We start from the raw sequence: 25,536 nt of genomic DNA, 5'->3' as shown, positions 1-25,536 counted from the left end.
ACCGGGTGTGTTCAGCCGGCCTTTTCAGAGTTTATGGTCTCTTCCAGGCTGCGATAGCAGACTCCAAGCACGCCCACGTAGCCACCGATCTGCTTGACGGCGCGGCGCATGCTCTCCGGCCGCGCCCGCACCGTCAGCACATGTTTGTACGTCGCTCCGGAGCGGCTGGTGGTGCAGGTGTAGCTCTCAATCGCGATGCGATGCCGGCCCACGGTCGCGATGAGACGCAGGAGCGAGCTGTTTTCGCTTTCCGTCAGGGCTGTGACCGTATACTGAGCGTTCACGTTCCCCCTCCTATTCGAGACGAATCTCCGAACAGCCCGCTCCCGCCGGTACCATGGGGAAGACATTCTCCTCCTGCTCGACGACAACCTCCAGAAGGAACGGTCCCGGCGACGACAACATCTCGTCGATCGAGGCGTCGAGTTCGGCCCTCTCCGACACCCGTCCGCCCTCCATGCCGTACGCCGCGGCGAGCGCCACGAAGTCCGGATTTGACAACTCGGTCTGGGAATAGCGACGACGGAAGAACAGTTCCTGCCACTGTCGAACCATCCCCAGGTACCCATTGTTCATTACCATGATCTTCACGGGTATCCGTTCCTCGACGATCGTCGCGAGTTCCTGCGACGTCATCTGAATACCCCCGTCCCCGATCACGGCGACCGCGGGGCGATTCCGGCGGGCCAGCCCGACACCCATCGCCGCCGGCAGGGCGAAGCCCATCGTGCCGAGCCCCCCCGAAGTGATGAAGGCGCCGCCATCGCGACACCCGTAGTAGCGCGCGGCGGCCATCTGGTGCTGCCCCACGTCCGCGATGACGAGGGCCCGACCCCCCGTTCGCGCGCCGAGCCGGCCCATCACCTCGCTCATCCGGAGTTCGGGCGAGGCGGGGTGCAGGTCGTTCTCGATCACGCGCTCGCGTTCGATCGCTGCGCAGGCGGCGAACTCGGCCAGCCATGCCGGGCGAGACGTGCTCCGCACCCGCGCCGTCATGGCGCCCAGAGCTTCTCGCGCGTCGGCCAGGATCTCCACGTCGGCGGGCACGTTCTTGCCGATTTCCGACGCGTCGATGTCCAGGTGAATGACCTTGGCCTGCCGTGCGTACTTGGCGAGATCGCCCGTTACGCGGTCGTCGAACCGCATGCCGACCGCAATGAGCAGATCGCACTCGTTGGTCTTGATGTTGGGGCCATAGTTCCCGTGCATGCCGAGCAGCCCCACGTAGAGAGGATGTTCGCTCGTCACGGCGCCCAGCCCCAGCAGAGTGCAGGCGAAGGGAAGTCCGGCCTTCTCCACGAACTCCCCGAGTTCCTTCTGCGCTCCCGACAACAGGACGCCCTGACCCGCGAGCACGAGCGGCCGCTCGGCCTGGTCGATGAGCCGGCACGCGGCTTCCACGCGCTCTTCATCCAACGACGGGAGAGGTTCGTAACCCCTGACCTTGTGCTCCTCCACGTACGGCCGATAGGCAAGGGTGCGGACCTGGGCATCTTTCGTAATGTCGACGAGGACGGGGCCCGGGCGACCGCTCCTGGCCAGGTAGAGGGCCTTCGAGATCACTGCCGGTATCTCCGCCGGATCCGCGATCTGATGGTTCCACTTCGTCAGCGGGGCGCTCACGGACATCACGTCCGTTTCCTGAAACGCGTCGGAACCGAGCGCGCTCGACGGAACCTGTCCCGTGATGCACACCACCGGCGTACTGTCCATCTTCGCATCGGCGATGCCCGTGAGGAGGTTCGTCGCGCCGGGGCCGGACGTGGCGATGCACACCCCCGTCTCGCCGCACGCGCGCGCATATCCCTCGGCGGCGTGTATCGACCCCTGCTCATGGCGTACAAGGACGTGACGTATCTCGTGACCGTGGTCGAAGAGGGCATCGTAGACGGGCATGATCGCGCCGCCGGGGTATCCGAACACTGTGCGTACGCCACCCTCCACCAGAGAGCGGACCACGGCTTCCGCTCCCGACAACGTGCGCGCGGGGTTGGCGAGGTCTCGTTCCCAGCCGGGCAACGGATCCTCACGGGTCGTGCGAACGGCGGTGCGTTCCGGTTCCATCGTCTTACGATCCATCGGTCGTACAGCCTTGCGAGGCGGGAGACACGGTGCGGGCGTATCTATGGAGAGCCCCCGACGTCACTCTCGGAGGCGGGGCGGACCACTTGCTTCGCCGGCTCCTCAGTTCAGCCGCCGAAATGTCGGCGTCGATCGTGTTCTCGATCGCGTCGATCCGTATGCGGTCGCCGTCGGCGAGGAGGGCGATGACGCCGCCTTCCTGCGCTTCCGGCGTGATGTGTCCGACGACGAAGCCGTGGGTGCCGCCGGAGAAGCGGCCGTCCGTGATGAGGGCGACGTCTCCGCCCAGCCCGCGTCCCATGATCATGGAGGTCGGCGTGAGCATCTCCGGCATGCCGGGCCCGCCGCGCGGACCCTCGTAGCGGATGACGATCACGTCCCCCTTCCGGATCCGACCCTCTTCGATCGCCTCGTTCGCCTCGGCTTCGCTGTCGAACACGCGGGCCGGCCCCTCGAAGACCTCGCCCTCCTTGCCGGTGATCTTCGCCACGGAGCCATCCTCGGCCACGTTGCCGTAGAGGATGCGGAGGTGCCCGGACGCCTTGATGGGATCGTCCAGGCCGTGCACGACTCTCGGATCGTCGCCCAGCGGGGGCGCATCCGCCGCGTTCTCGGCCAGCGTCTGCCCCGTGACGGTCATGCAGTCGCCGTGCAGGAGACCTTCCGCAAGGAGGGCCTTGATGAGGGCGGGCATGCCGCCGATGCGGTGCAGGTCCTCCATCACGTACGGGCCGCTGGGCCTGAAGTCCGCCAGCAGCGGCGTGCGATCGCTGATGCGCTGGAAGTCGTCGATCGTGAGGTCGACGCCGATCGTGCGCGCGATGGCGAGCAGGTGAAGCACGACGTTCGTGGACCCGCCGATGACGACGGCGAGCGTGATCGCGTTCTCGAACGCCTCGCGCGTGAGGATGTCGCGGGGACACAGGTTCCGCTCGAGCAGGTTCCGGATCGCCTCTCCCGCCCTCCCGCATTCCGCCCGCTTATCGTCGCTCGTCGCGGGGTTCGAGGAGCTGCCGGGGAGGCTCATCCCCATGACTTCGATGGTCGAGGCCATCGTGTTCGCCGTGAACATGCCGCCGCACGCCCCCGCGCCCGGACAGCTCAGGCGCACGATCTCCCGGTATTCTGCGGAACTGATGGTCCCGGCCAGCCGCTGCCCGAGGGCCTCAAAGGAGGAGACCACATCCAGCCGCTTCCCGTTCCGCCACCCGGGCGCGATTGTACCGCCGTAGATCATCAGCGCGGGCCGGTCGAGGCGACTCATGGCCATCATCGCGCCGGGCATGTTCTTGTCGCAGCCCATGACCGTGATGACGCCGTCGTAGTGCTGCGCCGACGCGATCGTCTCGATCGAATCCGCGATCAGGTCGCGCGACGGGAGCGAATAGCGCATCCCGAACGTGCCCATCGAGATCCCGTCGCTGACCCCGATCGTGTTCGAGACGAAGCCGATCATGTCGGATGACCGGACCCCTTCCTTCGCCGCCGCCGCGAGGCCGTTGAGGTGCATGTTGCACGGATTGCCCTCGTAGCCGGAGCTGACGATCCCGATCTGCGGGCGGTCCAGGTCTTCCTCCGTCAGGCCCGCCGCAAACAGCATCGCGCGCGCGGCCGGCCGATCCCGGTGCTGCGTCAGCTCGCGGCTGATCCGGTTCAGCATTGGTTCCCCCCTGCTCCGTTTGTCGCGGCCACCGAGCCCGCCGAGCCTCGCGCGCGCGCCAGGCCCACGCGGCCCAGGGCGTCGACGACCAACTCGCCCATCCGCGCCGTCGACACCGGCGCCGGTCCGCCGTCGACCTGGAGATCCGCCGTGCCGTGTCCGTCTTCGAGCACGCGGTTCACGGCGTACCGCACGGCGTTCGCCTCCTCCTGGAGCGCGAACGTGAGTTCGAGCATCATCGCGACGGAGAGGATCGCACCGAGCGGGTTCGCGATCCCCTGCCCCGCGATGTCCGGCGCCGCGCCGTGGACCGGCTCATAGAGACCGATGTCGCCGCCCACGCTCGCCGACGGCAGCATGCCCAGGCTCCCGACGAGCACCGCCGCTTCATCGCTCAGAATGTCGCCGAACATGTTGTTGGTCAGCAGCACGTCGAACTGGCGCGGGTTGTGGATCAACTGCATCGCGCAATTGTCCACGAGCATGCTGGAGAACTCGACATCCGGATAGTCGCGGGACACCTCTTCGGCGACTCGGCGCCAGAGGATCGATGACTCGAGGACATTGGCCTTGTCGACCGAGGTCACCTTCTTCCGCCGCGCCCGCGCGATTTCGAACGCCGCCACGGAGATCCGCCGAATCTCCGCCTCCGTGTACATCTCGATGTCGAAGGCGACGCCGTCCTCGATCCCGCCGGGACCGAAATAGATGCCGCCGAGCAGTTCGCGGACGACGACGAGGTCCACGCCGCGGACACGGTCCGGGCGGAGGGGAGACCGGTCCACGAGCGCCGCGGGTACGGAAACGGGCCGGATATTCGCGTGGTTCCCCAGCAACTGCCGAAGATCCAGCAGCCCTCTGGAGGCATCGACCTGCGTTCCGTCCGCCGGGCGCACGGCGAGGCCGACGGCCCCGACGAGCACGGCGTCGACCTCGACCGCCAATGCTCGCGTCTCGTCCGGCAGCGGATCGCCGAACCGCTCGAGCGCCCGCCCGCCGATGGGGGCTTCGATGACTTCGAACCTGTGGCCGCGGATCTCGCCGATGGCCTCCAGCACCCGCCGCGCCTCAAGCAGGACCTCGGGTCCGATGCCGTCACCGGGCAGGAACAGGATGCGCCCGTCCATGAGGTTAGACCGTCGGATCGAGGGGCGGGACGTGATGCATGGCGGAATCCCGGGAAGGGTTGGCCGGCGCGGAAGCGGCGGAAGATAGGCGACCTGACCCGTTTCGCAAAATTCCGACGCAGGGCGCCGCAGCAGCTCGTGCTAGCCGAAGCCTCCGCCGAATCTCTCCACGAACGTGCGTTCGCGGTCGGTGAGGGCGGACCACCCCGCGGCCTTGAGCTTGTCGGCGATGCGCTCGTACTCGGCCCGGTTCACGGGGTGAAGGGCACCCGGCTCGATGCGCGCCCATTTCACGTTCAACTCCCGCTCTCTCATGCGGACGCCGGGACTCTCGGCCTTCTTGCGGAACTGCGCCGCCGCGGAGCGCGTGGCCCGCAACCTCAGAAAGAGCCAGCCGCCGAGGAACCCGCCCAGATGCGCGAAGTGCGCCACGCCGCCGCCGACGCCGCCCAGGCCCAGCCACAGGGAAAGCACCGTGAACCCGATGACGAGGAAGCGGACCTGCACCGGGATGACGAACCAGATCATCACCCGGTCGCGGGGCCAGTAGCGTGCGTAGCCGAAGAGCACGCCGTACACCGCCGCCGAAGCGCCGACCATCGGGATGTAGAGGCCTCCCTGCGACATCGAGAGGAGGGTCCACAGGATGTGGACGAGCGCCCCGACGAGCCCGGCCAGCAGGTACAGCTTCAGGAAATTCCTCGATCCGAGCATCGACTCGAGCTTCGGCCCGAAGAAGAAGAGCGCGAGCATGTTGAAGAAGATGTGGGACATGCCGCCGTGCAGGAACTGGTACGTGAGGAGCGTCCAGGGCTTCGTCAGGACCTGGGCGGGGACGAGCCACAGCTCCGACATCAGGACGGGACTTTGGCGCGTGAACACATATGCGAGGACGTTGATCAGGAGGAGCTGGCCGACGACGCGGGTCATGCGTCCGTGTCCTCCGTCACATCCGTCGTCTCCGTCGCGTCCGCCATCATCTCCGCCATCATCTCCGTGAACTGCCCGGCGAGCGCGGGCCCGACGCCGGCATCTTCATGCTTGAAGAAGGCGTAGACCCGGTCCCAGCCCGAGGCGCGCAGCCGCGCGACCCAGCCTTCCAGCTCCTCCGTTGCGTAGGCGCTGCGGCGCAGCCGGACGTAGGTCCAGTCCGCCGTCTCGACGAGAGGGGCGTCGTCGCCGTCATCCGTCTCGGCGAGGCAGAGGGCGGAGTTCCGCGACCGGAGGATGTCGAACACGCCCTCGTCGAACCACGAGGCATGCCGGAACTCGAAGGCGGACGTTCCCGGGTTCGGAAGCTGGTCCACGAAGCGCGCGAGCCGATCATCGTCCCGTTTGAAGTTGGGCGGAAGCTGGTACAGGATGACGCCCGCGCGGTCCGCCATCACCGCGGCCGTCTGCACGAGATACTCCGTCTCCTCCTCCGCGTTCTGCAACCGCTTGAAGTGCGTGATGCGGCGCGACGCCTTGAGCGCGAAGCGGAATCCGTCGGGCACGGCCTCGGCCCATTTTTCGAGCACGCTCTCGCGCGGCATGCGGTAGAAGGTGTTGTTGATCTCCACGGCCCCGAGCCGGCGGCCATAGAAGGACAACATCTCCTTGTTGGGGAGATCCTCCGGATAGAAGCTGCCCTTCCACGCGGGATAGCTGTAGCCGCTCGTGCCGATCCAGACCTGCATCGGAGGATGATACCGTCCCGCCGTCAAAGGGCCAACGCACCCCGCCCGGGGGCCCGGGCGCCCCGCCGGCGGGCCCGGGCACTCTGCCGGCGGGCCGACGCCACTCCGCCGGCGCCCACGTTGTACATTGGCCTCGGGCCACTTCGGCCGGGAAACGACCGGGAAACGACCGAGAAACAACGGGAAAGCAACGGGCGTAACAACGGGCGAAAAACGACTGGCGAACAACTCGGTAAGGACGAGGGAACGGATCGTGGCGAGTGGCGTCGAGACGAACGGGGGCGGCACGCTCCTGCTGGGCACGACAAAGGGCGCCTTCCTGGCGCGGGCGCGGGCGGGCGGCGGACTGAACGACGGAGGCGGCGACGGGAGCGGCGACGGCGGCGGGGGCTGGGAGCTGGACGGCCCCCATTTTCCGGGTGAGGAAGTCTACGCGATGGCGTACGACGACCGGGCCGGCAGGTCGCGCCTGTGGGCGGCGCCGCACAATCCCTTCTGGGGCACGACGCTGCGCTTCTCCGACGACTTCGGGGCGAGCTGGTCCGGGAAGGCCGAGCGTTCGGTCAGGTTTCCCGAGGACTCCGGGCTCGCTCTCAAGCGCATCTGGCAGATCCAGCCGGGCTCGGTCCGCGAACCGGATGTGATCCGGCTGGGCGTGGAGCCGGCCTGCCTGTTCATCTCCCGCGATGCGGGCGAGCGGTGGGAGGCGGTGGAGGGGCTGCTGAACCATCCGCACCGGGAGCGGTGGCAGCCGGGCGCCGGCGGGCTGTGCCTGCACACGATCATCACCGACGGCGAGCCGGAGGGGCGCGCGACGATCGCCATCTCGGCGGCGGGGGCGTACCGCAGCGACGACGGCGGCGCGACGTGGACCGCGCGCAACGAAGGCGTGCGGGCGGAGTTTCTCCCCGACAAGCACCCGGAGTTCGGCCAGTGCGTGCACAAGATCGTGCACCATCCGTCGAACCCGGCCCGGCTCTTTCTGCAGAACCACTGGGGATTGTACCGCAGCGACGACTGGGGCGATTCGTGGACGGACATCGCCAACGGAGTACCGTCCGACTTCGGCTTCGCGATGGCGATGCACCCGGGCGATGCCGACACGGTCTACATCGTCCCGCTCGAATCGGACGGCTTCCGGTGTACGCCGGAGGCGAAGCTGCGCGTCTACCGAACCCGGGACGGCGGCGCGAGCTGGGAGGCGCTCACCGAGGGACTGCCGCAGCGGAACGCGTACGAAACCGTGCTGCGCGACGCGCTGGCCACGCTCGCCCCCGCGCAGGTGTTCTTCGGCACCCGCAGCGGCAAGGTGTACGCCTCTCGCGACGCGGGGACGACCTGGCGGCTGGTGTGCGAGGGTCTCCCGCCGGTGGTGTGCGTGAAGGCGTGCGCCCCTCGGGAGGCGTGATGCCCTCCGGGACGCCGGCCGGCGGCGTGGCGCGCGTGACGCTGCCGGCCGCGCTGACGGAGTTGACCGGCGGACGGGCGGTGGTCGACATCCCCGGCGCGCCCGCCGCGGTCCGGGACATCCTGGCCGGACTCGGGGCCGCCCACCCCGGCGTGCGCGACCGCCTGATCACGGAACGGGGCCGCCTGCGGCCGCACGTGAACATCTTCGTGGACGGCGAGAACATCCGTTTCCTGAGCGGCCTGGATACGCCCGTGGCGGACGGCGCCGAAGTCGTCGTCCTCCCCGCCCTGAGCGGCGGCTGAGGCGGGCCGCGCCGAGGTTACGGTGCAGCGTCGAACAGCGACGCGATTTCTCCCGACCCCATCCGGTCGAAGTCCGGCGGGACGCTGATCTCGCCCGCCCGCCATACCGCGTCGCGGTATCGCCGCCAGCCGTTTGGCGGCATCGTCAACACCCGGCGGCGCTCGTAACATATCAAATGATAGATTGTCCGGCGAGCCGTCTGGAACTGCTTGACTCAGGGTCGGGGATGGGCGACCTTACGCGATGCCATCACGTCTCGACTCGCCGCCTTCGAACCCGGTAAGCCCGGCGATTTCCGCCCAGGCCGACGGAGGCATCGCGGCCCGCGTTCGTCGCCTTCGGCACGGGTTGAAGCTCACACAGGAGAGCTTCGCCAAGCGGCTCGGCGTTTCGGTCATCACCATCCATCGGTGGGAGACGGGCCAGTCGATCCCCCGGAAACTGGCGTTGCGGCGGCTTGGCGAACTGGAGGAGGAATACGCTCTGGACACGGCTCTGCATCGCCCGCGACACCTTGGCGGAGCGGACACGCTTCAAGGCGGAACTCAAGGTGCTCGCGACCTCCCGTTCCTCGATTTCACCGGTGACCCGGACCGGCTCTCTCTCTTTGTGGAAGGTCTCCGGCTGACGCACGGCTACCAGTTCAATCCAGCGTTTGCGAGCGAGATCTCGCGTATCGATCCTCTGCCCCACCAGCGGATCGCAGTCTACGAGCACATGCTCATACAGGAGCCGCTCCGCTTCCTGCTCGCGGACGACGCGGGCGCGGGCAAGACGATCATGACCGGGCTCTACGTGCGCGAGATGCTCATGCGCGGACGGATCCGGCGCGTGTTGATCGTCCCCCCGGCCGGCCTCGTGGGCAACTGGGAGCGCGAACTCCGCACCCTTTTCCGGCTCGACTTCCGCATCGTGTCGGGCCCTGACGCGCGGTCGGGCAATCCGTTCGCCGGCTCCGGGAGCGACCGGGTCATCGTTTCGCTAGACACGCTTCGCGGGAGCACCGCTTTCTCCAGGCTGGCCGATGCGGGCACTGCACCCTACGACCTCGTGGTCTTCGACGAAGCGCACAAGCTGAGCGCCACCAGCGAAGGAGCGAGAACCCGCAAGACCCAGCGCTACAAGCTCGCCGAGGCGCTGGCGGGGTGTTCGTCCGGGACGCCGCGCGCCCGGCAGGGGAACGGACACGAAGGCCGCTCGACGGAGCCCGACTGGTCGTGCCTCAAGTGGTCGGCGCATCATCTCCTGCTCCTGACGGCCACGCCCCACATGGGCAAGGATTCTCCGTACCATCACCTGTGGCGGCTGCTGGACCACCGGGTGTTCGGAACGGAAGAGGCGTGGCGCCGCTTCCCACCCGAGGATCGCTCGCGACACTTCATTCGCCGCACCAAGGAGGAGATGCTCGATTTCGACGGTCAGCCCATCTTCCGCGACCGCCGCTGCGACACGTTCGGTTACGACCTCACGGAGGGACCCGACGGCGAGCGGGCGCTGTACGACCGCACCACGGAGTATCTGCGCCGCTCGTACGGCCGGGCCATGGAAAACCGGCAGGCCGTCAAGCTCGCCATGGGCGTGTTCCAGCGACGGCTGGCCAGTTCGACGTGGGCGCTGTTCACATCTCTGGAGCGCCGTATCCGCAAGGTCGAGGCGTTGGTCGCCGATCTCGAAGCCGGGCGCATCGACGCGGCCGCTCTCGGCCGCCGCCAGACGCGCCTCGACCGGACGTTCAGGGCGGATTTCTTCGAGGAATTCGACTCGGCCGACGACCAGCACGATGACCGGCGGCGAGAGCGCAACGAGGACTACGAGGACGCGGTGCTCGGGGCGGTCGTCGCGGTCACGGTCGAGGAGTTGCGGGAGGAAATCGAGACGCTGCGCGATCTCAGGGACCGCGCGCACCATCTCATCGACTCGGGACGGGAGTCGAAGTTCGAGCGGCTCCGCGAGTTGCTGGAGAACTCCGAGCACGCGGAGGAGAAGTGGCTCGTGTTCAGCGAGCACCGCGACACCGCAGACTATCTCGTCCGGCGGCTGGAGGCGCTGGGGCACGCGGGCCGGGTGGCCACGATCCACGGCGGCATGGCCTGGCCCGAACGCGAGGAGGCCGTGGAGCGCTTCCGCGATCCCTCCGGCGCCCGCTTCCTCGTCGCGACCGACGCCGCCGGGGAGGGGATCAACCTCCAGTTCTGCCGGCTGATGGTGAACTACGACATCCCGTGGAACCCGGCCCGGCTCGAACAGCGCATGGGTCGCATCCACCGCTACGGACAGGAACACGACGTCCGCATCTTCAACCTCGTGTCCACCGACACGCGGGAGGGTCGCGTCCTCACGGTGCTGCTGGAAAGGCTGGAGGCGATCCGCGGGGAATTGCAATCGGACAAGGTGTTCGACGTGATCGGGCGGCTGTTCGAGAACCGGTCGCTACTCGAATACATGCGGGACACGCTGACGGACGAGGGCGAGCGGCGGGCGCGCGATCAGATGTCCAGACTCGGCAGCGACGCGGTACGCGGCGTTGAAGAAGACGACGCGCGCCACTACGGTCCCGGCGACGATGTGGCCGGCCGTCTGGAGACGCTGCGCGGCGAGGTCGAGCGCGAGCGCTATCTGCACCTGCTCCCCGCGTGGGTGTTGCGGTTCGTGGAACTGGCGGCGCCGTTGCTGGGACTCGAGATTCGCGGCGACCTCAACGATGTGTTCGCGCTCGTTCCGGCCCGCGGGAGCGCGATGGATCCGCTGCTTCCGGCCCTGGAGGCCTATCCGCCCGAGGCCGGAGACCGGCTGCGCGTGCGGCGTCCGGAGGGCGATGAGCTCTGCATCTGGCTCCACCCCGGCGAACCCGTGTTCGACGCCCTGTGCGCCCGCGTCCTGGCGACCTGCGAGAGAGACGCCCAGCGAGGCGCGATCTTCATCGATCCGCGGGCCGAGGAACCCTACCTCGTCCACCTGGGCGAGCTGGCCGTGCTGGAGGAGGCGGAGGACGAGACCGCCCCCGGCGCCCCCGCGCGCCGCACGCTGGAGAAGCGACTCGCCTGCCTCCGCCAGGGGGAGGACGGCCGGATCGCGCCGTTGCCGCTCGAATACGTCTCATTCCTTCGAGAGGCTCGGCATGTGCCTCCCGGGACCGTCCCCCTCGCGACCAAGGCCATCACCCTGCGCGCGAAGACGAACGCGCACCTGCATGAGGAGGCGCAGCGCGTGGCCGAGGCTCGGCGGGCGCTGGTTCGGGACACGATTCCCGAGCGGCGGGCGCGGATCACGCTGAACCTCAACCTGCGCGCGGCCCACGTGGCCGGTCGCCGTTCGGCACTGTCGCGCGACCCGGACGCGGATGCGGAGGAACTGGACGCGGTGAAGCGGGAACAGGCCGACCTCCGCCTGGAGCGCTCGGCCGCCACCGAGGAACTTGAGGCCGCAGCGGGGCGCATCGTGCCTGCGGAGCCTCGCTTCCGCGCGCTGGCGATCGCCCTCCCACCCCGCGACGGCGACGAGGTCGAGACATTTGACGCGCACGCGGAGGAGACCGCCATGCGCATCGCCTCCGAATGGGAGCGCGTCCGCAAGTCGACGGTGGTGGATGTCTCTCGGCCGCGCGGCGCGCGGGCGGCGGGCCTGGGCGACTACCCCGGCTTCGACCTGCTCGCGACCCGACCCGACGGCGGCAAGCGGCACATCGAGGTCAAGGGCCGCGCCGGCCGAGCCGAGATTCGCGTGGAGGACAACGAGTGGACGGCCGCCTGCCAGCTCCGGGACGAGTATTGGCTCTACGTCGTGTACGACTGCGCAACCCCCAACCCGCAGCTTGTCTGCATCCGAGACCCCTTCAACCGCCTGCTCGCAGCCAACAAGAGCCGCTGGAGCATTTCCGTCGGCGAAGTGCTGGGAGCGGCGGAGCCCCCCGCATGAGAATCATCATCGTGGGCCCGCGACCGTGCCCCCGCTGCCGCCCGACGCGTCGGGACCGTCAAGCAGCGGGATGACCATCCGTCACGTCGCCCCGGTGGATTTTCGCTACCTTATCGAAGGCGACCGAGACCGTGCAGCACAGCGACTAACGCTGGCCAGCCAGCTTTGGGAGGTGTCGTGATGGACGACATCAAGAAGCAGCAGGATACGGTGTCCGGCGCAACCGCTCGACGGGCGGATGCGAGGTGGGCCGTCGTCGATCTGTTTTGCGGAATTGGAGGGCTGAGCCACGGACTTCAGCGCGCCGGTTTTGAGGTGACTGCGGGGGTCGACGCGGACGAAACCTGTCGCTACGCGTTCGAGGCGAACAACGGCGCCACGTTCGTTGGTCGCCCGCTGGAAGAAGTCTCCGGCGAGGAGATTGCGGCGCTGTTTCCCGACGACGCTGGTCGCGTGTTGGTGGGGTGCGCCCCTTGCACGCCCTTCTCCCCCTATAGCGCCGGCCCCGGGCGACCCCGAGACAAGTGGTCGCTCGTCGACCTGTTCATGGACCGGATCGCCGCAGTCCAACCGGACATCGTTTCGATGGAGAACGTTCCCCGCCTCAAGTCCTTCAAGAAGGGGAAGGTTTTCCGCCGCTTCTTGGAGCGCCTCGAGGGTGCCGGTTACAAGACATCGGCGGAGGTCGTTAACTCCGCCGACTACGGCGTTCCTCAAGATCGCCGCCGACTCGTGGTTCTCGCGTCGAGGCTCGGCCCCATACCCGTCCCGGCGCCGACCGTCGTCATGCACGCCACGGTTCGTGAGACGATCGAACACATGCCCGCACTCGCCGCCGGTGAGGTGGACACTGCGGACTCGCTGCACCGGGTGTCCCGCCTAACGCCGCTGAACCTCCGTCGAATCCGGGCGGCCAAACCCGGGCGACCGTGGTCCGAGTGGGGAGATCAGGAACTTCTCTCTCCCTGCCACCGCCGCGAAACGGGCGCGAGCTACAAGAACGTCTACGGCCGCATGGAGTGGGATAAGCCCTCTCCCACGCTCACGACGGGTTGCTTCTCATTCGGACGCGGGCGTTTCGGACACCCGGCCCAGGACCGGGCGATTTCACTGCGCGAGGCTGCGTTACTGCAGAGCTTCCCGCAGGGCTATGAGTTCACGGCTCCCGAAGACCCCGTGTGGTTCGCTCGCGTTGGACGCCACATTGGTAACGCGGTTCCGGTCGCCCTCGCCGCCGCCATCGGAAACACTATTCGCACTCACATCCGCGAGCATGCCGCATGACCGACGGTCACCTTTACTTCATGACGATCAGTCTCGACGTCCTCAAACACCTCGGCATCGGACTCTACAGCAATATACCCGCCGTTCTGTCGGAACTCGTGGCCAACGCGTGGGATGCGGACGCCAGCCGTGTCCGTATCGACTTCGATCACCAGACTCCGTCAATCTCGATCCATGACGATGGACACGGCATGAACCTTGCCGACATCAACGCCAAGTTCCTCACGGTCGGTTATCAGCGCCGCAGGAAGCACGCGGAGACGCCAGGGGGGCGCACCGTGATGGGGCGCAAGGGCATCGGCAAACTCGCGGCGTTTTCCATCGCCGACACCGTTGACGTTCACACTTCCGACGGGGAATCGATACACGCGTTTCGGATGAACACAAAGGAAATCGAGGAGGCCGCCGGCACCGCTGGAAATTACTTCCCCGAGCCCATCGATTGCCTTGTCGACGAGAGCGACCGAGGCACGCTGATCCGCCTTACGGACCTCCGTAAACGGCCCTCGTGGGCCTCAGACCACCTGCGCCGCCGCCTGGCGCGCCGGTTCAGCATTATCGGCGATAGGCATGGTTTCAGCGTGCTCATCGACGGTGACCCGATCACTCTCGATGACCGTGACTACTTCAACGACATGGAGTTCATCTGGCATTTCGGCGACGCCGCAGATGATTGGGACTTCTCCCGGGCACCATCGGGTGACAGCGCCGGAGCCCTACCTAACGTGGTGCCCATCTTGCCGCCCAACGGGGGTCCGCCGGTTGAACACACGATCCGCGGCTTCATCGGCACGGTCCGCAAGCCCAGCCAGCTGGACGACGTAAACAACGCGGTCGTCCTCTCGGCCCGCGGCCGGCTGATTCACGAAGACATGCTTCCCGAATACCGTCAAGCGCGCGTCTACACCGAATATGTCATCGGCGAAGTCATTGCAGATTTTCTGGATGACGACAACGACGACATCATCACGAGCGGCAGGCAACGAGTCCAACAGGACGACGCGAGATACGTGGCGGTGAAGACGGTCGTGAACGCGGCCCTTCATTCGATTCGGGACGAGTGGGACCGGAAACGGAAACAGGCTGGAGTGCAGAGGGCCCTAGAGTACCCTTCGGTGAAGGCATGGTACGAGAGGATGGGGCCCGACACACAGCGGACGGCGAAGCGACTGTTCGTCAAGATCGAGGCGCTGCGGCTCGGCGAAGACGAGCCCAAATACCAGTTGTATCGTGCGTCGATTCTGGCATTTGAGAAGTTAGCCCTCAAAGACATGCTCAGCGCGCTCGACCACGTTGAGACGCGTCGCGATTTTGACCTCCTCTCCCGTCTCATGACCGGTGTGGATGAGATCGAAGCCACACGCTACCGGGACATCGTCGAGGGACGCCTGAAGGTAATCCAAGCCTTGCGGAACCTCTTGCCGGACGCCCTGGAGAGAGCGTTGCAGGAGCACCTCTTCAGCCATCTGTGGCTCCTTCACCCGTCTTGGGAGCGGGCTGCGACAGTTCCCCGCATGGAGGAGACGGTCCGGGCGGAGTTCGAGAAGATCGACGCTGGTCTCACGGACGAGGAGCGACGAGGACGGATCGACATCAGGTTCCAGACGGTGCCGGGGAAGCATGTGATCGTGGAACTGAAACGATACGGCACGCGAGTCAGCGCCACCGATCTCGTAAAGCAGTTACGAAAATACCGTGGTGCTTTGACGAAATGCTTGCGAGACAAGTACCATGGGCAGCCGCAAGACGTGGAGTGCGTCGCCGTTCTCGGCGCGGCACCGACGCCCCACGAAGATCCCGAAACCAACCGTCGGATACTCGAGGCAATCGGGGCTAGGTACGTCACATACGATGAACTGGTGCGACAGGCCGAGGCAAGCTACGAGGATTATCTGGAAGCACGAACGCAAGCCTCCGACCTGGACGATCTGTTGACAGCCCTGGCGCACGACTTCGGCCTCGACGGGAAGCCGTGATCAGATTCGGAAAAGGACTGCATACGAACGTGGGTACGATCGAGGAATCGCTGGCGAAGCTGAAGAAACGAGGAGTCATAACGTGACTGAAATGAAGGCGTCGTACGACCATGATTACATCGCATTTCAACGACATGCCGACAAAGTGATTGTAGGGGTATCGGAGGCGCAGCGACTCTTGCATGACTTCAACATACAGGAATTCGTCGATAGTGCGGTGACGCTTTGGGGTATTCGAGATGGCGGGCGGTACAACTACGTCAAAGTTTGTCAATCGCAAGTGCGACACTTGGCAAGAGTGTTGGATGCACTGGAACATGAAGTGCAAGCCGCTAAGCTTGTGTTGGCTGATGCGCTAGCCAAGCGGGAAGCGGATCATCTGGTAGAGAAGGGTATGGACATGTTTTCTTTACCGCCGAGAAAGAACGATGACAGAGAGAGCTAGAACGCAAGCGCGGCAGGCCGGTGGAGGGCGAATGGCCGGAGTTGATACCAGGCACGCCGGAAAACGTGATGTGGACGCTGCTGGGATCTCCGCTGCGCAAGGAGTCGGAGTCATACGGCACCGAGTCTGGTCGGCCCCACAACAAGTACGGTGCGTGACTTTCCACCAATGCCGATGATTGACCGTGATCGGCTTCCCGATCCACACTTGGAGCAGCTACGCGGTCGCCCTGCTCTGGGAGAGTTGTCGAGCGCAGTGCGGACCCTCTTTTGGGAAGCGTTTGACACGGCGACTACACGCGCCATGATCAGCGATCCCGCGACAGGATCTTATGCACTCGTCCTTGTGGTTGGCGATTGGGAGCATGTCGTACTCTCGTTAGCACGGACGTATCTCGGCGTTCCGAGCGACGACCTGAGTTACGAAGACCCAGTATTGGGACGTCGGGGCACTGCTTTCCGCGCCGTGCGGGACGCCTTTCGACCGTTTTTCCTCGGCGACACGCCAAATGGCCGGATCCTCGACTTGGTTCAGGACGCCATGAGGCACGCTCGGTGTCCGCCGAAGTTCGTCGCGGACATCAAGAAGGCTTTTCGGGAAAGCGACGTGGCATACTTCGTTGACACGAGCGGCCCACCGACGATTCTCCCCGCGGCAACGACCGAAGAGCAAGAGGCGATCATACTGGCCCAGCACGGCTTACGCGATGCCGGTCATTCTGCCGCGCGTACGCATCTGCTCCGCGCGGGAGAGCTGTTTCGAGGCGGTCAATGGCGCGAGAGCGTGCATCAGAGCATCTCGGCAGTCGAGTCCGTGGCGAAGAGTATTGAACCTAGCGAAACGCGCCTCGGCAAGACTCTCGCGAAGCTACAGAACGAAGCAAGCTTGGACATCCATCCGGCTTTCGGTTCCGCTTTTGAGAAGCTCTATGGATGGGCCTCGAACGAACCGGGCGTACGGCACGGGGGCTCGGAAAGAGTTGGCCGGGTTGGTCAGGCGGAAGCCGCATTCATGATCTCGGCATGTGCGACCTTCTGTACGTATCTGCTCGATAAGCAGCGGACCGCGACGCTTTCGGGCGGTACCGGTGGGGAGGGCAGAGAATGAGGAGTCCACGCGCCGAAGATCGGCGGCTGGCTGAAGCAACGCTGCCGCTGCGGCAGATTTCGTTGGATTCGGTGCATGAGAAGAACGTGCGGCATGGGCACATCTCGACTCTGCACATCTGGCCGGCGCGGAGGCCGCTGGCGGCGAGCCGGGCGATGCTGCTGGCCACGCTGTTGCCCGATCCCGGTGACGACGAGGGTCGGCGCGAACTGGGGCGGCGTATCGCGGGACGGTTGGTGCCCAAGAAGTTCAAGGGCGGCGCGGAGGATCCCAAGCTCAAGGAGACGGCGGGCGGCGTGCTTCACTGGGGGCAGGAAACCGACCCCGAGTTGGACCGCTTGCGGGAGGAGATACGGGAGGCGTTCGGCGGGCGGGCGCCGCGGGTGCTCGATCCCTTCGCGGGTGGCGGCGCGATTCCGCTGGAGGCGATGCGGCTTGGCTGCGAGACGTTCGCCTCTGACCTGAATCCCGTCGCGTGGTTCATCCTTCGCTGTACGCTTCACTACCCGAAACTTGTGGGACGGGAGGAGAGGCCGCTGCCTGCATTCGCGCTACGCGACCGGAACTTCGCCACCGCGCTCGTTAAGTCGCGCGGCGCGCGAACGAAGGTCCAGATCAGGAACGCACTCGCCGAGCTGGGACACCGCGATGGCGGTGACGTGCAGCTTTCCTCCTCCGTGCTTCGAGACGACGCCAACGCCAAGGCGAACTTCGCTTGGCACGTCCGGGCGTGGGGCCTGCGCGTGCTCGAGGGCGTCAGGCGGCAGTTGGCCACACGGTACCCCACCTATGCCGAGTTCGAGCCCGTGCGCCGCAGGGGCCAAGCCCATGCGTCGCGGGCGGAACCCAAGCCATACAAGCGGCGAGAGCCCCGTCTGCTCGAACCGGACGCGGACGGACACCTATCGGTCGATACGCTGAACGCCGGTTTTGACGAGGCCTACCTGAAGGACGAAGCCAACCCGCGCTGGGTGGCCAAGCCGGTCGTTGCCTATCTTTGGGCGCGCACGACCGAGTGCGGCGGCTGCCGAGCCGAGATCCCGCTCCTTAAGACGCGCTGGCTGTGCAAGAAGTCGTCCCCGGTGAAGCGGGTTCTCTTGACGATGACGAAGCGAGCTGATGGACGCGGGGTCGAGTTCGCCGTGGCGACGGACGTGCCGAAGGGATCGGGATCGGCCGCTCAGCAGCGGCAGCACGACCAAGTGCTCGGCGCGGGCACCATGAGCGCGAGCGGAGTCGAGTGCCCGAACTGCGCGGCCGTGACCGGGATGGCCGAGTTGCGCGCCCAAGGCCGGTCGGGACGACTTGGTGCGCGGATGACGGCGGTGGTGGTGGATGGACAGACCGGCAAGGAGTATCGGTCCCCGACAGAGCGAGACATCGAAGCCACGAGCGTTAGTAGGGGCGAGCTTGAGGCGCTGTATTCGGACGTGCCATACGGCATGCCGAACGACCCCACCGCAGACGAGGACGCCCTCGGCATGCGTGTGGCGCGCTATGGTTTCGATTCGTGGGACAAGCTGTTCACTTGCCGCCAGCTTCTGACGCTAGGGACGTTCTCTCGCGAGATCCGCTCCGTTGCGACGGCCATGGATGGCTACTCGGACGAGTGGCGGGAGGCTCTGACGGTCTATCTGGCATGTGCGTTCAGCAAGTTGAGCGACTACAGCAGCGCGGTCTGCTCGTGGCACAATAGTGGCGAGAAGCTCCGCCAAACGTTCGCACGGTTCGCCCTCCCGATGGTGTGGGACTATTGCGAGGTGAACCCGCTGTCCGCCACGACCGGCGGGTTCAGGGGCATGCTCGAATGGGTCGCGCGCTACGCTGACCATGCGCTGCCCGCCGGGTCGCATGCACCGTGCGTGGAAGTTGAGACCCGGAGCGCGATCGCCGCCCAGCCTACCGGGCTCGACGTGATCTGCACCGACCCGCCGTACTACGACGCTATCCCGTATTCGGACCTGATGGACTTCTTTCAGGTCTGGCTTCGTCGGGTTCTCCATGGCCTCTCATCCGCGACGGACGCTGCCTTCGCGGACCCCTTGGGTCCGAAGTGGGAGTCGGGCGCGTCCGACGGCGAGCTTATCGACGATGCGAGCCGGTTCAAGGGAAACCGGGAAGCTTCGAAGAGCAACTATGAAGAGGGGATGGCGCGGGCATTCCGTCGCTTCCACGGGGCCCTCGGCGACGATGGCCGGTTGGTTATCGTGTTCGCGAACAAGAGTCCGGATGCCTGGGAGACGCTTGTGTCGGCGTTGATACGGGCGGGGTTCGTGGTGACGGGCTCGTGGCCAATTCAGACCGAAATGCAGACTCGGCAGCGCGCCATGTCCTCCGCTGCGCTCGCGTCGTCGATCTGGCTCGTATGCCGGAAGCGCACGGCGCCGGTGAATCCCGGATGGGAGCGTAACGTTCTCTCCGAGATGCGAGAGAAGATCACGCAACGGCTACGCGACTTTTGGGATGCGGGGATTCGCGGACCCGACTTCGTATGGTCGGCCACGGGGCCGGCGTTGGAGGCGTTCAGCCGACATCCCGTCGTCAAGCGAGCCGACCGGCCGGGTGACGTTCTGACCGTGGCGGACTTCCTGCGACACGTTCGACGCATGGTGGTCGGCTTCGTTGTAGGCCAACTGCTTTCTCAGCGGAATGGTGCGGCCACGGAGTTGGACGACGTCACGACCTACTATCTGCTGCACCGGAACGATTTCGGCCTGGAGGCGGCGCCCGCCGGCGCGTGCATCCTGTACGCACTCTCGTGCAACCTGTCCGACGCCGATCTGGCGAGCAGGCACGACCTGCTCGCCCGCGGTGGGAGAGCCTCGGCCACCGCGTCTGACGAGGAAGGCGCGGAGGCGCAGCGGACGTCGGGCAGCGAGGTCCGCCTCAAGGGGTGGAACCAACGCCGCGGCCACCGTCTGGGTCAGCCGACGGCAGATGGCGCGACCCCGGCACTCATCGATTGTGTACACAAGGTCATGCAACTCTGGAAGACCGGAGAACAGGCCCGCGTCAACAGCTACCTCAGCGATCGCGGGTTGTGGAAGCACGAACTGTTCGCCAGCGTGGTGCAGGCCGTCATCGAGCTGGCCGAGCGCGGCTCCGAGGAGCGCGCGCTGCTTGAATCGGTCCAGAACCACCTGCGCGACCACAACCCGGCGGCGACCCCGGCACTACCGGTCCAGGGATCCCTTCTGTGAGCGGCGGGTCGTATCGATCCGTGCCCGGTAGCGCATCATCGCGCCCATTCGTACCCCCGCGACGCGGAGTAGTGCGCACTTCCTCCCGCCTTGCATACGGTGTAGAATTCCGTTCAAAGAACCCTAGGGAGCTTCGCACATACGATGCACGTTAACGAACTCAGCGTGTCCGATTTTCGATGCTTTGGCGACGAACAGAGGGTGCGCTTGGCGCCGATCACTCTGCTTGTAGGGGAGAACAGCACGGGGAAAACATCGTTTCTCGCGCTAGCGCGGGTTCTCTGGGATATCGCACTTCACCAACAGTTTCCGGATTTTACTCAGTCTCCCTACGACCTTGGCAGTTTCGACGAGATCGCTCACCACCGCGGCGCACGAGGCAGCCGAGCGACGCAGTTCAGGGCGGGGTTCTCGGTGGAACCGCGGCGGACGAGGCGGCGACGCAACGCCGGGCCGGGTACCGCATCCCGGTTCGATGTAGTTTTTGGCCGGGAGGGTACCGCACCCGTGCCGAAGGTCCGTCGCCTCGCATCTGCAGACAGTTGGGTGGAGGCGTCCATTCCGGACAACGGGACGGATGTGTCCGTGCGTTTCTCAACCCGCAACGGGCAGTGGGCGACTCGCCGTCGCGGAATCGGCGATCTTTGGAGCGGCCCGTCAGCGCAGTGGGATGTCCGGCAGCGCCAGCTACTCCCTATGGCTTTCCTGACGCGGAGTCTCTTGGCAGGGCACGATTTGGACGACGAGCCCGAACGCTTCGAGCCGCAGAACGGCACGACGAAACAGCCAACGAAGGATGATATGCAGGAGATTCGGAGATTAGGTCTCCCCATCACTCCACGCCTGTCCGGCGTGTTTGCCAGTGCTCCCGTTCGCTCGCGACCGCGCAGAACCTACGATCCCACACACGCACTCCAAGATGCCGCGGGAGGGCATATCCCGATGTTCCTCTCGGGTATCGCCCGCGGCGACCAGAGCACCTGGGAGTCCGTCAGATCTTCACTCGAGAGTTTCGGACAGGCGTCCGGCCTGTTTGACGAGATCGCAGTCAAGACGCTGGGCGGTAAGGCGGGCGGGCCATTTCAAATCCAGATCAGAAAGTTCGGCAAACGCGCGAAAGGACCCCGCCGGAACATCATTGATGTCGGGTACGGCGTAAGCCAGGTGCTCCCCGTCGTCACCGAACTTCTTCGCCCGCGCGGATCGCAGATGTTCCTGCTTCAACAGCCGGAAGTTCACCTTCACCCCAGCGCCCAAGCTGCGCTCGGCAGCTTGTTCTGCGATGTCGCTGCCAAGGGGCGGCAACTCCTCGTAGAGACGCACAGCGACCATCTCATGGACCGCATTCGCATGGACGTGCGCGACGGAAGAGGCAAACTGAGGCCCAAGGATGTGTCGATTCTGTATTTTGAACGCCGGAACCTGTCGGTGATCATTTACTCGCTGGGATGGGATGCGAACGGTAACCTCGTGGCGACAGACGGCGCGATACCGGACGGCTACCGCGAGTTCTTCAGACTCGAGACTCGCCGTTCGCTGGGCCTCTAAGGATGTGCGCGATCATCGACGCCAACGCGGTTGGAGAAGTGTTTACAGCGGATCGCAGGCCACCGGCGGAACAGTTCTTTGACTGGCTCGAAACACCTCGGGGCCGCCTCGTTGTCGGCGGCAAACTGCGGGAGGAGCTTTCCGGCAACGGCAACTTCGAAGTCTGGGCCAAAGAGGGGCTCCTTAGTGGCCGTGTGATAAGCTTCCCCGATGGGGCGATCCAACGTGAGACAGCAACCGTATCGGCCAGCGAGCTTTGCAAATCGGACGACCCGCATATCATAGCGCTTGCACGGGTGAGTCGCGCACGGCTCCTCTACTCGCACGACCGCAGTCTCCACGCCGACTTCACGAATCCCCAGCTCGTCTCGAAACCTCGCGGCAGGGTTTATCCTCTGCGGGAGAGCGAGAACGCGACGAGGCGGAGGCGGGATCTGCTCAACCGAACCGACCTGTGTCCCAACGGATAGACAGTCATGTCAAAGCTCGTCCCATGGCATCAGATCGTTCGTCTCAAGCCGGAACTCCGCTCGGGAGAGCTTTCGCTCGCCGAGTTCGCCGCCGACCTGCACGAGGTGGTCACGGAGGCGGGGAAACGGCCCATCTACGAGGATCCTGAGAAGTTCTTCGCGCTCACCTACCCCACGCACGCGCTTCGAGAACTGGTGAGGGACGTCGCGGGGCGACTGGCGGGCCAGAACAGCAAGGCCGTGCGTCAACTCGAGATGACGTACGGCGGCGGCAAGACGCACACGCTCATCACCCTCCATCACCTGTTCCACGACCCCGGCGGGCTGCCGGACATCGCCGCGGTGCGGGAGTTCCGCGAGCATGCGGACGCCCACCTCCCGCGAGCCGCCACGGCCGCGCTCTGCTTCGACAAGATCGACGTGGAGAAGGGCATCGAGGGGGTGCGCGCCCCCGACGGTGAGCGGCGCACGCTCAAGCATCCTTGGAGCGTGCTCGCCTTCCAACTTGCCGGGGCGGACGGTCTCCGCCTGCTGCACGCGAACAACGAAGACGAGGAACGCGACACGCCGCCCGCCGAGCCCCTCCTGGTCAAGCTGATCGAGCGGCAGCAGCGGGACGGGACGGCCACACTCGTCCTCTTGGACGAAGTCATGATGTACGCCCACGCCAAGGCGGGAGTGGCCGAGGAGTGGGTGACGCACCTGCGGAACTTCTTCCAGTACCTCACGCAGGCCGTGGCGAAGATCGACCGGGCGGCGATCGTCGCGTCCATCCTCGCCACGGATCCGTCGCGAACCACCGATGCCCTCGGCCGAAGGATACTGCGCGACATTGCGGACATCTTTCGCCGGCAGCGCGAGGAGGGCGTGCAGCCGGTGCAGAGAGAGGATGTGGCGGAAGTTCTGCGCCGCCGCTTCTTCGAGTCCGGGAGCATCCGCGATCCGCAGAGATACAAGCCGCATGTGATCGGGATCGTGAAGGGCATCGCCAAGCTCGACGAAACGACGCAGCGCGGAAAGAAGGAGGCCGAGGAGCGGTTCCTGCACAGCTTCCCGTTCCACCCGGACATGACGGATGCGCTGTACAGCCGCTGGACGCAGATCGCGAGCTTCCAGCGCACGCGGGGCATCCTGCGCACGCTCGCCACCGCGCTCCGGGACGCGGAGTCATGGGACCGGAGTCCGCTCGTCGGTCCCGCCGTGCTCCTCGCCGAGCCCGATTCCGCCAACGTCTCCGAGGCCGTGCGGGAACTCGCGGGCGTCGCCTCGACGGACGACGTGCAGGGCAAGAAGACGGAATGGGTTCCCCTGCTCGAGGCCGAACTGGACAAGGCGCGGGATGTGCAGCGTGAGTGCGCGGCGCTCCAGCCGGCGCGCGAGGCGGAGCAGGCCGTCGTAGCCGTCTTTCTCTGCTCGCAGCCGGTGGGCCAGAAGGCGCAAACGCCTGAGCTGCTCCGACTCGTGGGCGGCTCAGGGCCGGACAGAATCGAACTGGAGAAGGGGCTGCTCCGCTGGCGCGAGACCTCCTGGTTCCTCGACGACGCCGACATCGGGGACGACGCGGCCGGTTACGGCGCGGAGCGGGGCCTCCCCAAGTCGTGGCGTCTGGGCAACGCGCCCAATCTGAAACAGATGCACGATCAGGCATGCAATGACCGTGTCACCGCAGACATGGTAGAGACACGGCTGGAGGATTTCATCCGCAAGACGAAGCCTCTCACGAGTGGCGCGGCCGCCGCCGGGGCCGGCGTGCACGTGTTGCCGAAGTCGCCCGGCGACGTCGCCGACGACGGCAGCTTCCGGTACGTGATCCTCGGCCCCGACGCGGCATCGGAGTCGGGCAAACCGAGCAGAATCGCGAAGCGGTTTCTGGACGAGACCACGGGCCCGAACCGGCCCCGCGTGAACCGCAACGCGGTGGTCATCGCCGTACCGTCGCGCGAGGGCCTGGATGCGGCGCGCACTCGAGTGCGGGCGCTGCTCGGTTGGGAGGACGTGGAATTGCAGCTCGCGACCCAAACGGTGGATCCGGTGCGGTCGCAGCGCCTTCGGCGCCAGAAGGCCAACACGCAGGCGGAGTTGCCGAGCGTGATCCGACAGGCCTACGGGATCGTCGTGACGGTGGACGCGGAGAACAGCGTGCACGCCTTCAAGCTCCCCGCCAGCGGACAACCCCTGTTCGAGGAGATCAAGGGACACGACAAGACGCGACTCACCGACACGCCGGTGAACGCCGAGGCGCTCCTTCCCGGCGGGCCGTACGACCTCTGGCAGGAGGGAGACGACGCGCGTTTCGCAAGCCAGTTGGCCGGGGCCTTCGCGCGTCATCCGCGACTCCCGAAGGTACTGAGACCGAAGCTCGTCACCGACACCGTGTTGGCCGGCGTTCGCGAGGGCCTGTTCGTCGCTCGGCTGAGGCGACCCGATGGCAGCTTCCGCACGTGGTGGCGCGAACCTCTGGAGGCGGAGGCGGCCGGCGATGAGGCGCTGGAAATCGTCCTGCCGGAGAAGGCGGAACTCACCCGGCTACCGGAGACGCTCCTCGCTCCGGGCGAGCTACCCAGCCTGTGGACGGACGACGACAGCGGCGACGAAACGGGCCCGGCCCTTCCGGTGTCCACGCTCCTGAACTACTTCGCGGGCGGACACGTCGCGAAGATCCCCCGCGACCACTACGACGATATGGTCACGATCCCGGCGTGCCCCGCCGACACGGTGCTGGAAACTGCGGGGCAGGCGGTGGAGCTGGGCACCGTCTGGCTTACGAATCCCCCCGCTACCTCCTGGAAGGAGCCAGTACCCGCAGGGGCGCTAAACGACAAGGCGACGCTGCGCCCGCCGCCGGACCCGCTGACGCCGCAAGACCTTCGATCCGAAGCCATCCAGGCCGCCGCGTGGCGCGACGACGCCGCGACCGGCCTGACCCTCGCCCAAGCGCTCTCGCAGGAACGATCTACTACCCTTCCGTGGGGACTCGTGCGGGAGGGGATCCGCGCCGCAATCAACGCACATTGGCTCGTGCTCGCCGACGGGAGCGCTAGCCCCGACTGCGAGTACGATCAAGCCACACAACTCAAGATACGGGTCCGCCAGGACAGCCCTCTAACACCCCCCCCGCCGCCCGCCGCCGCCAAGCTCGATGTGGGACAGCTACAGGAACTGGCCGACAGGGCCCCGACCCTCCTCGCCGCCGCCGGCTCCGCCGAACTCGGCTTCGAGGTCTCCGTTACGCTCACCGGCGATATGTCGGACGAGGAACGCGCCGCCGTCAACGCCGAATTGGCCGAGATCTCCGACAACCTCAAGTCCGTCTGAGCGGGACGCTCAGG

The 25,536-nt window shown here is 66.2% G+C and carries 18 protein-coding genes; 11 read left to right on the top strand and 7 right to left on the bottom strand.

All coding sequences use genetic code 11. The annotated features are described in order from the left end of the window. Nucleotides 1-11 precede the first annotated feature (11 nt). The 6 genes from ACOGXI_RS16255 to ACOGXI_RS16230 all read right to left on the bottom strand — a co-directional run bounded on the left by ACOGXI_RS16255 (nucleotide 12) and on the right by ACOGXI_RS16230 (nucleotide 6,548). Nucleotides 12-284 (bottom strand): hypothetical protein, encoded by a 273-nt coding sequence (locus ACOGXI_RS16255; protein ID WP_419939857.1) that lies wholly within the window; start codon nucleotides 282-284, stop codon nucleotides 12-14. Between the two features lie 10 nt (nucleotides 285-294). Further along, nucleotides 295-2,079 (bottom strand): biosynthetic-type acetolactate synthase large subunit, encoded by a 1,785-nt coding sequence (gene ilvB, locus ACOGXI_RS16250; RefSeq protein ID WP_419939856.1) that lies wholly within the window; start codon nucleotides 2,077-2,079, stop codon nucleotides 295-297. Beyond that, nucleotides 2,069-3,742 carry a dihydroxy-acid dehydratase gene (ilvD, locus tag ACOGXI_RS16245; protein ID WP_419939855.1) on the bottom strand — a complete coding sequence of 558 codons (1,674 nt, stop codon included), beginning with the start codon at nucleotides 3,740-3,742 and terminating at the stop codon, nucleotides 2,069-2,071. Before ilvD ends, ilvB begins: the two co-directional genes overlap by 11 nt. Then, nucleotides 3,736-4,869 (bottom strand): 3-isopropylmalate dehydrogenase, encoded by a 1,134-nt coding sequence (gene leuB, locus ACOGXI_RS16240; RefSeq protein ID WP_419939854.1) that lies wholly within the window; start codon nucleotides 4,867-4,869, stop codon nucleotides 3,736-3,738. Before leuB ends, ilvD begins: the two co-directional genes overlap by 7 nt. Before the next feature lie 141 nt (nucleotides 4,870-5,010). Further along, the gene (locus ACOGXI_RS16235) at nucleotides 5,011-5,799 is read right to left on the bottom strand and encodes a rhomboid family intramembrane serine protease (RefSeq protein ID WP_419939853.1); all 789 of its coding nucleotides are present in this window, start codon (nucleotides 5,797-5,799) and stop codon (nucleotides 5,011-5,013) included. After that, nucleotides 5,796-6,548, bottom strand: coding sequence for a DUF72 domain-containing protein (locus ACOGXI_RS16230; RefSeq protein WP_419939852.1), 753 nt, complete (start codon nucleotides 6,546-6,548; stop codon nucleotides 5,796-5,798). Before ACOGXI_RS16230 ends, ACOGXI_RS16235 begins: the two co-directional genes overlap by 4 nt. Before the next feature lie 253 nt (nucleotides 6,549-6,801). Between ACOGXI_RS16230 and ACOGXI_RS16225 the strand changes: the two genes are divergently transcribed. Continuing rightward, on the top strand, nucleotides 6,802-7,956 hold the full coding sequence (locus ACOGXI_RS16225; protein ID WP_419939851.1) for a WD40/YVTN/BNR-like repeat-containing protein: 1,155 nt from the start codon (nucleotides 6,802-6,804) through the stop codon (nucleotides 7,954-7,956). Beyond that, on the top strand, nucleotides 7,956-8,261 hold the full coding sequence (locus tag ACOGXI_RS16220) for a ubiquitin-like small modifier protein 1 (protein ID WP_419939850.1): 306 nt from the start codon (nucleotides 7,956-7,958) through the stop codon (nucleotides 8,259-8,261). Before ACOGXI_RS16225 ends, ACOGXI_RS16220 begins: the two co-directional genes overlap by 1 nt. 17 nt (nucleotides 8,262-8,278) lie before the next feature. Here ACOGXI_RS16220 and ACOGXI_RS16215 read toward each other — a convergent pair whose 3' ends face one another. After that, nucleotides 8,279-8,410 carry a hypothetical protein gene (locus tag ACOGXI_RS16215; protein WP_419939849.1) on the bottom strand — a complete coding sequence of 44 codons (132 nt, stop codon included), beginning with the start codon at nucleotides 8,408-8,410 and terminating at the stop codon, nucleotides 8,279-8,281. A 95-nt stretch (nucleotides 8,411-8,505) separates the two neighbouring features. Between ACOGXI_RS16215 and ACOGXI_RS16210 the strand changes: the two genes are divergently transcribed. From ACOGXI_RS16210 to ACOGXI_RS16170, 9 genes are all read left to right on the top strand, one after another. After that, a complete protein-coding gene (locus ACOGXI_RS16210; protein ID WP_419939848.1) occupies nucleotides 8,506-12,177 on the top strand; it encodes a helicase-related protein in 3,672 nt (1,223 codons plus the stop codon). A 180-nt stretch (nucleotides 12,178-12,357) separates the two neighbouring features. Further along, complete coding sequence (locus ACOGXI_RS16205; protein WP_419940230.1) at nucleotides 12,358-13,461, top strand: DNA cytosine methyltransferase; 1,104 nt, start codon at nucleotides 12,358-12,360, stop codon at nucleotides 13,459-13,461. After that, nucleotides 13,458-15,437, top strand: a complete 1,980-nt coding sequence (locus tag ACOGXI_RS16200; RefSeq protein ID WP_419939847.1) for an ATP-binding protein — start codon at nucleotides 13,458-13,460, stop codon at nucleotides 15,435-15,437. Before ACOGXI_RS16205 ends, ACOGXI_RS16200 begins: the two co-directional genes overlap by 4 nt. Before the next feature lie 82 nt (nucleotides 15,438-15,519). Further along, nucleotides 15,520-15,882 carry a hypothetical protein gene (locus ACOGXI_RS16195; protein ID WP_419939846.1) on the top strand — a complete coding sequence of 121 codons (363 nt, stop codon included), beginning with the start codon at nucleotides 15,520-15,522 and terminating at the stop codon, nucleotides 15,880-15,882. A gap of 303 nt (nucleotides 15,883-16,185) precedes the next feature. Further along, on the top strand, nucleotides 16,186-16,989 hold the full coding sequence (locus ACOGXI_RS16190; protein ID WP_419939845.1) for a hypothetical protein: 804 nt from the start codon (nucleotides 16,186-16,188) through the stop codon (nucleotides 16,987-16,989). Beyond that, a complete protein-coding gene (locus ACOGXI_RS16185) occupies nucleotides 16,986-20,189 on the top strand; it encodes a DUF1156 domain-containing protein (protein ID WP_419939844.1) in 3,204 nt (1,067 codons plus the stop codon). Before ACOGXI_RS16190 ends, ACOGXI_RS16185 begins: the two co-directional genes overlap by 4 nt. 507 nt (nucleotides 20,190-20,696) lie before the next feature. Continuing rightward, nucleotides 20,697-21,737, top strand: a complete 1,041-nt coding sequence (locus ACOGXI_RS16180; RefSeq protein ID WP_419939843.1) for an AAA family ATPase — start codon at nucleotides 20,697-20,699, stop codon at nucleotides 21,735-21,737. Nucleotides 21,738-21,739: 2 nt separating this feature from the next. Beyond that, nucleotides 21,740-22,207 carry a hypothetical protein gene (locus ACOGXI_RS16175; RefSeq protein ID WP_419939842.1) on the top strand — a complete coding sequence of 156 codons (468 nt, stop codon included), beginning with the start codon at nucleotides 21,740-21,742 and terminating at the stop codon, nucleotides 22,205-22,207. Nucleotides 22,208-22,213: 6 nt separating this feature from the next. After that, on the top strand, nucleotides 22,214-25,522 hold the full coding sequence (locus ACOGXI_RS16170; protein ID WP_419939841.1) for a hypothetical protein: 3,309 nt from the start codon (nucleotides 22,214-22,216) through the stop codon (nucleotides 25,520-25,522). Nucleotides 25,523-25,536: the final 14 nt, after the last annotated feature.

Origin of the sequence: Candidatus Palauibacter sp., assembly GCF_965208055.1 — a bacterium.
Classification (GTDB): domain Bacteria; phylum Gemmatimonadota; class Gemmatimonadetes; order Palauibacterales; family Palauibacteraceae; genus Palauibacter.
The sequence above is the reverse complement of the archived record's forward strand: the minus strand, read 5'-3'. Positions and strand labels throughout refer to the sequence as shown.

Coding starts and splice junctions, on each gene's coding strand:
- ACOGXI_RS16170 (WP_419939841.1), top strand. CDS start 22,214: ATGTCAAAGCTCGTCCCATGGCATCAGATCGTTCGTCTCAAGCCGGAA.
- ACOGXI_RS16185 (WP_419939844.1), top strand. CDS start 16,986: ATGAGGAGTCCACGCGCCGAAGATCGGCGGCTGGCTGAAGCAACGCTG.
- leuB (WP_419939854.1), bottom strand. CDS start 4,869: ATGGACGGGCGCATCCTGTTCCTGCCCGGTGACGGCATCGGACCCGAG.
- ACOGXI_RS16220 (WP_419939850.1), top strand. CDS start 7,956: ATGCCCTCCGGGACGCCGGCCGGCGGCGTGGCGCGCGTGACGCTGCCG.
- ACOGXI_RS16235 (WP_419939853.1), bottom strand. CDS start 5,799: ATGACCCGCGTCGTCGGCCAGCTCCTCCTGATCAACGTCCTCGCATAT.
- ilvB (WP_419939856.1), bottom strand. CDS start 2,079: ATGGATCGTAAGACGATGGAACCGGAACGCACCGCCGTTCGCACGACC.
- ACOGXI_RS16175 (WP_419939842.1), top strand. CDS start 21,740: ATGTGCGCGATCATCGACGCCAACGCGGTTGGAGAAGTGTTTACAGCG.
- ACOGXI_RS16190 (WP_419939845.1), top strand. CDS start 16,186: ATGATCAGCGATCCCGCGACAGGATCTTATGCACTCGTCCTTGTGGTT.
- ilvD (WP_419939855.1), bottom strand. CDS start 3,742: ATGCTGAACCGGATCAGCCGCGAGCTGACGCAGCACCGGGATCGGCCG.
- ACOGXI_RS16230 (WP_419939852.1), bottom strand. CDS start 6,548: ATGCAGGTCTGGATCGGCACGAGCGGCTACAGCTATCCCGCGTGGAAG.
- ACOGXI_RS16210 (WP_419939848.1), top strand. CDS start 8,506: ATGCCATCACGTCTCGACTCGCCGCCTTCGAACCCGGTAAGCCCGGCG.
- ACOGXI_RS16205 (WP_419940230.1), top strand. CDS start 12,358: ATGGACGACATCAAGAAGCAGCAGGATACGGTGTCCGGCGCAACCGCT.
- ACOGXI_RS16200 (WP_419939847.1), top strand. CDS start 13,458: ATGACCGACGGTCACCTTTACTTCATGACGATCAGTCTCGACGTCCTC.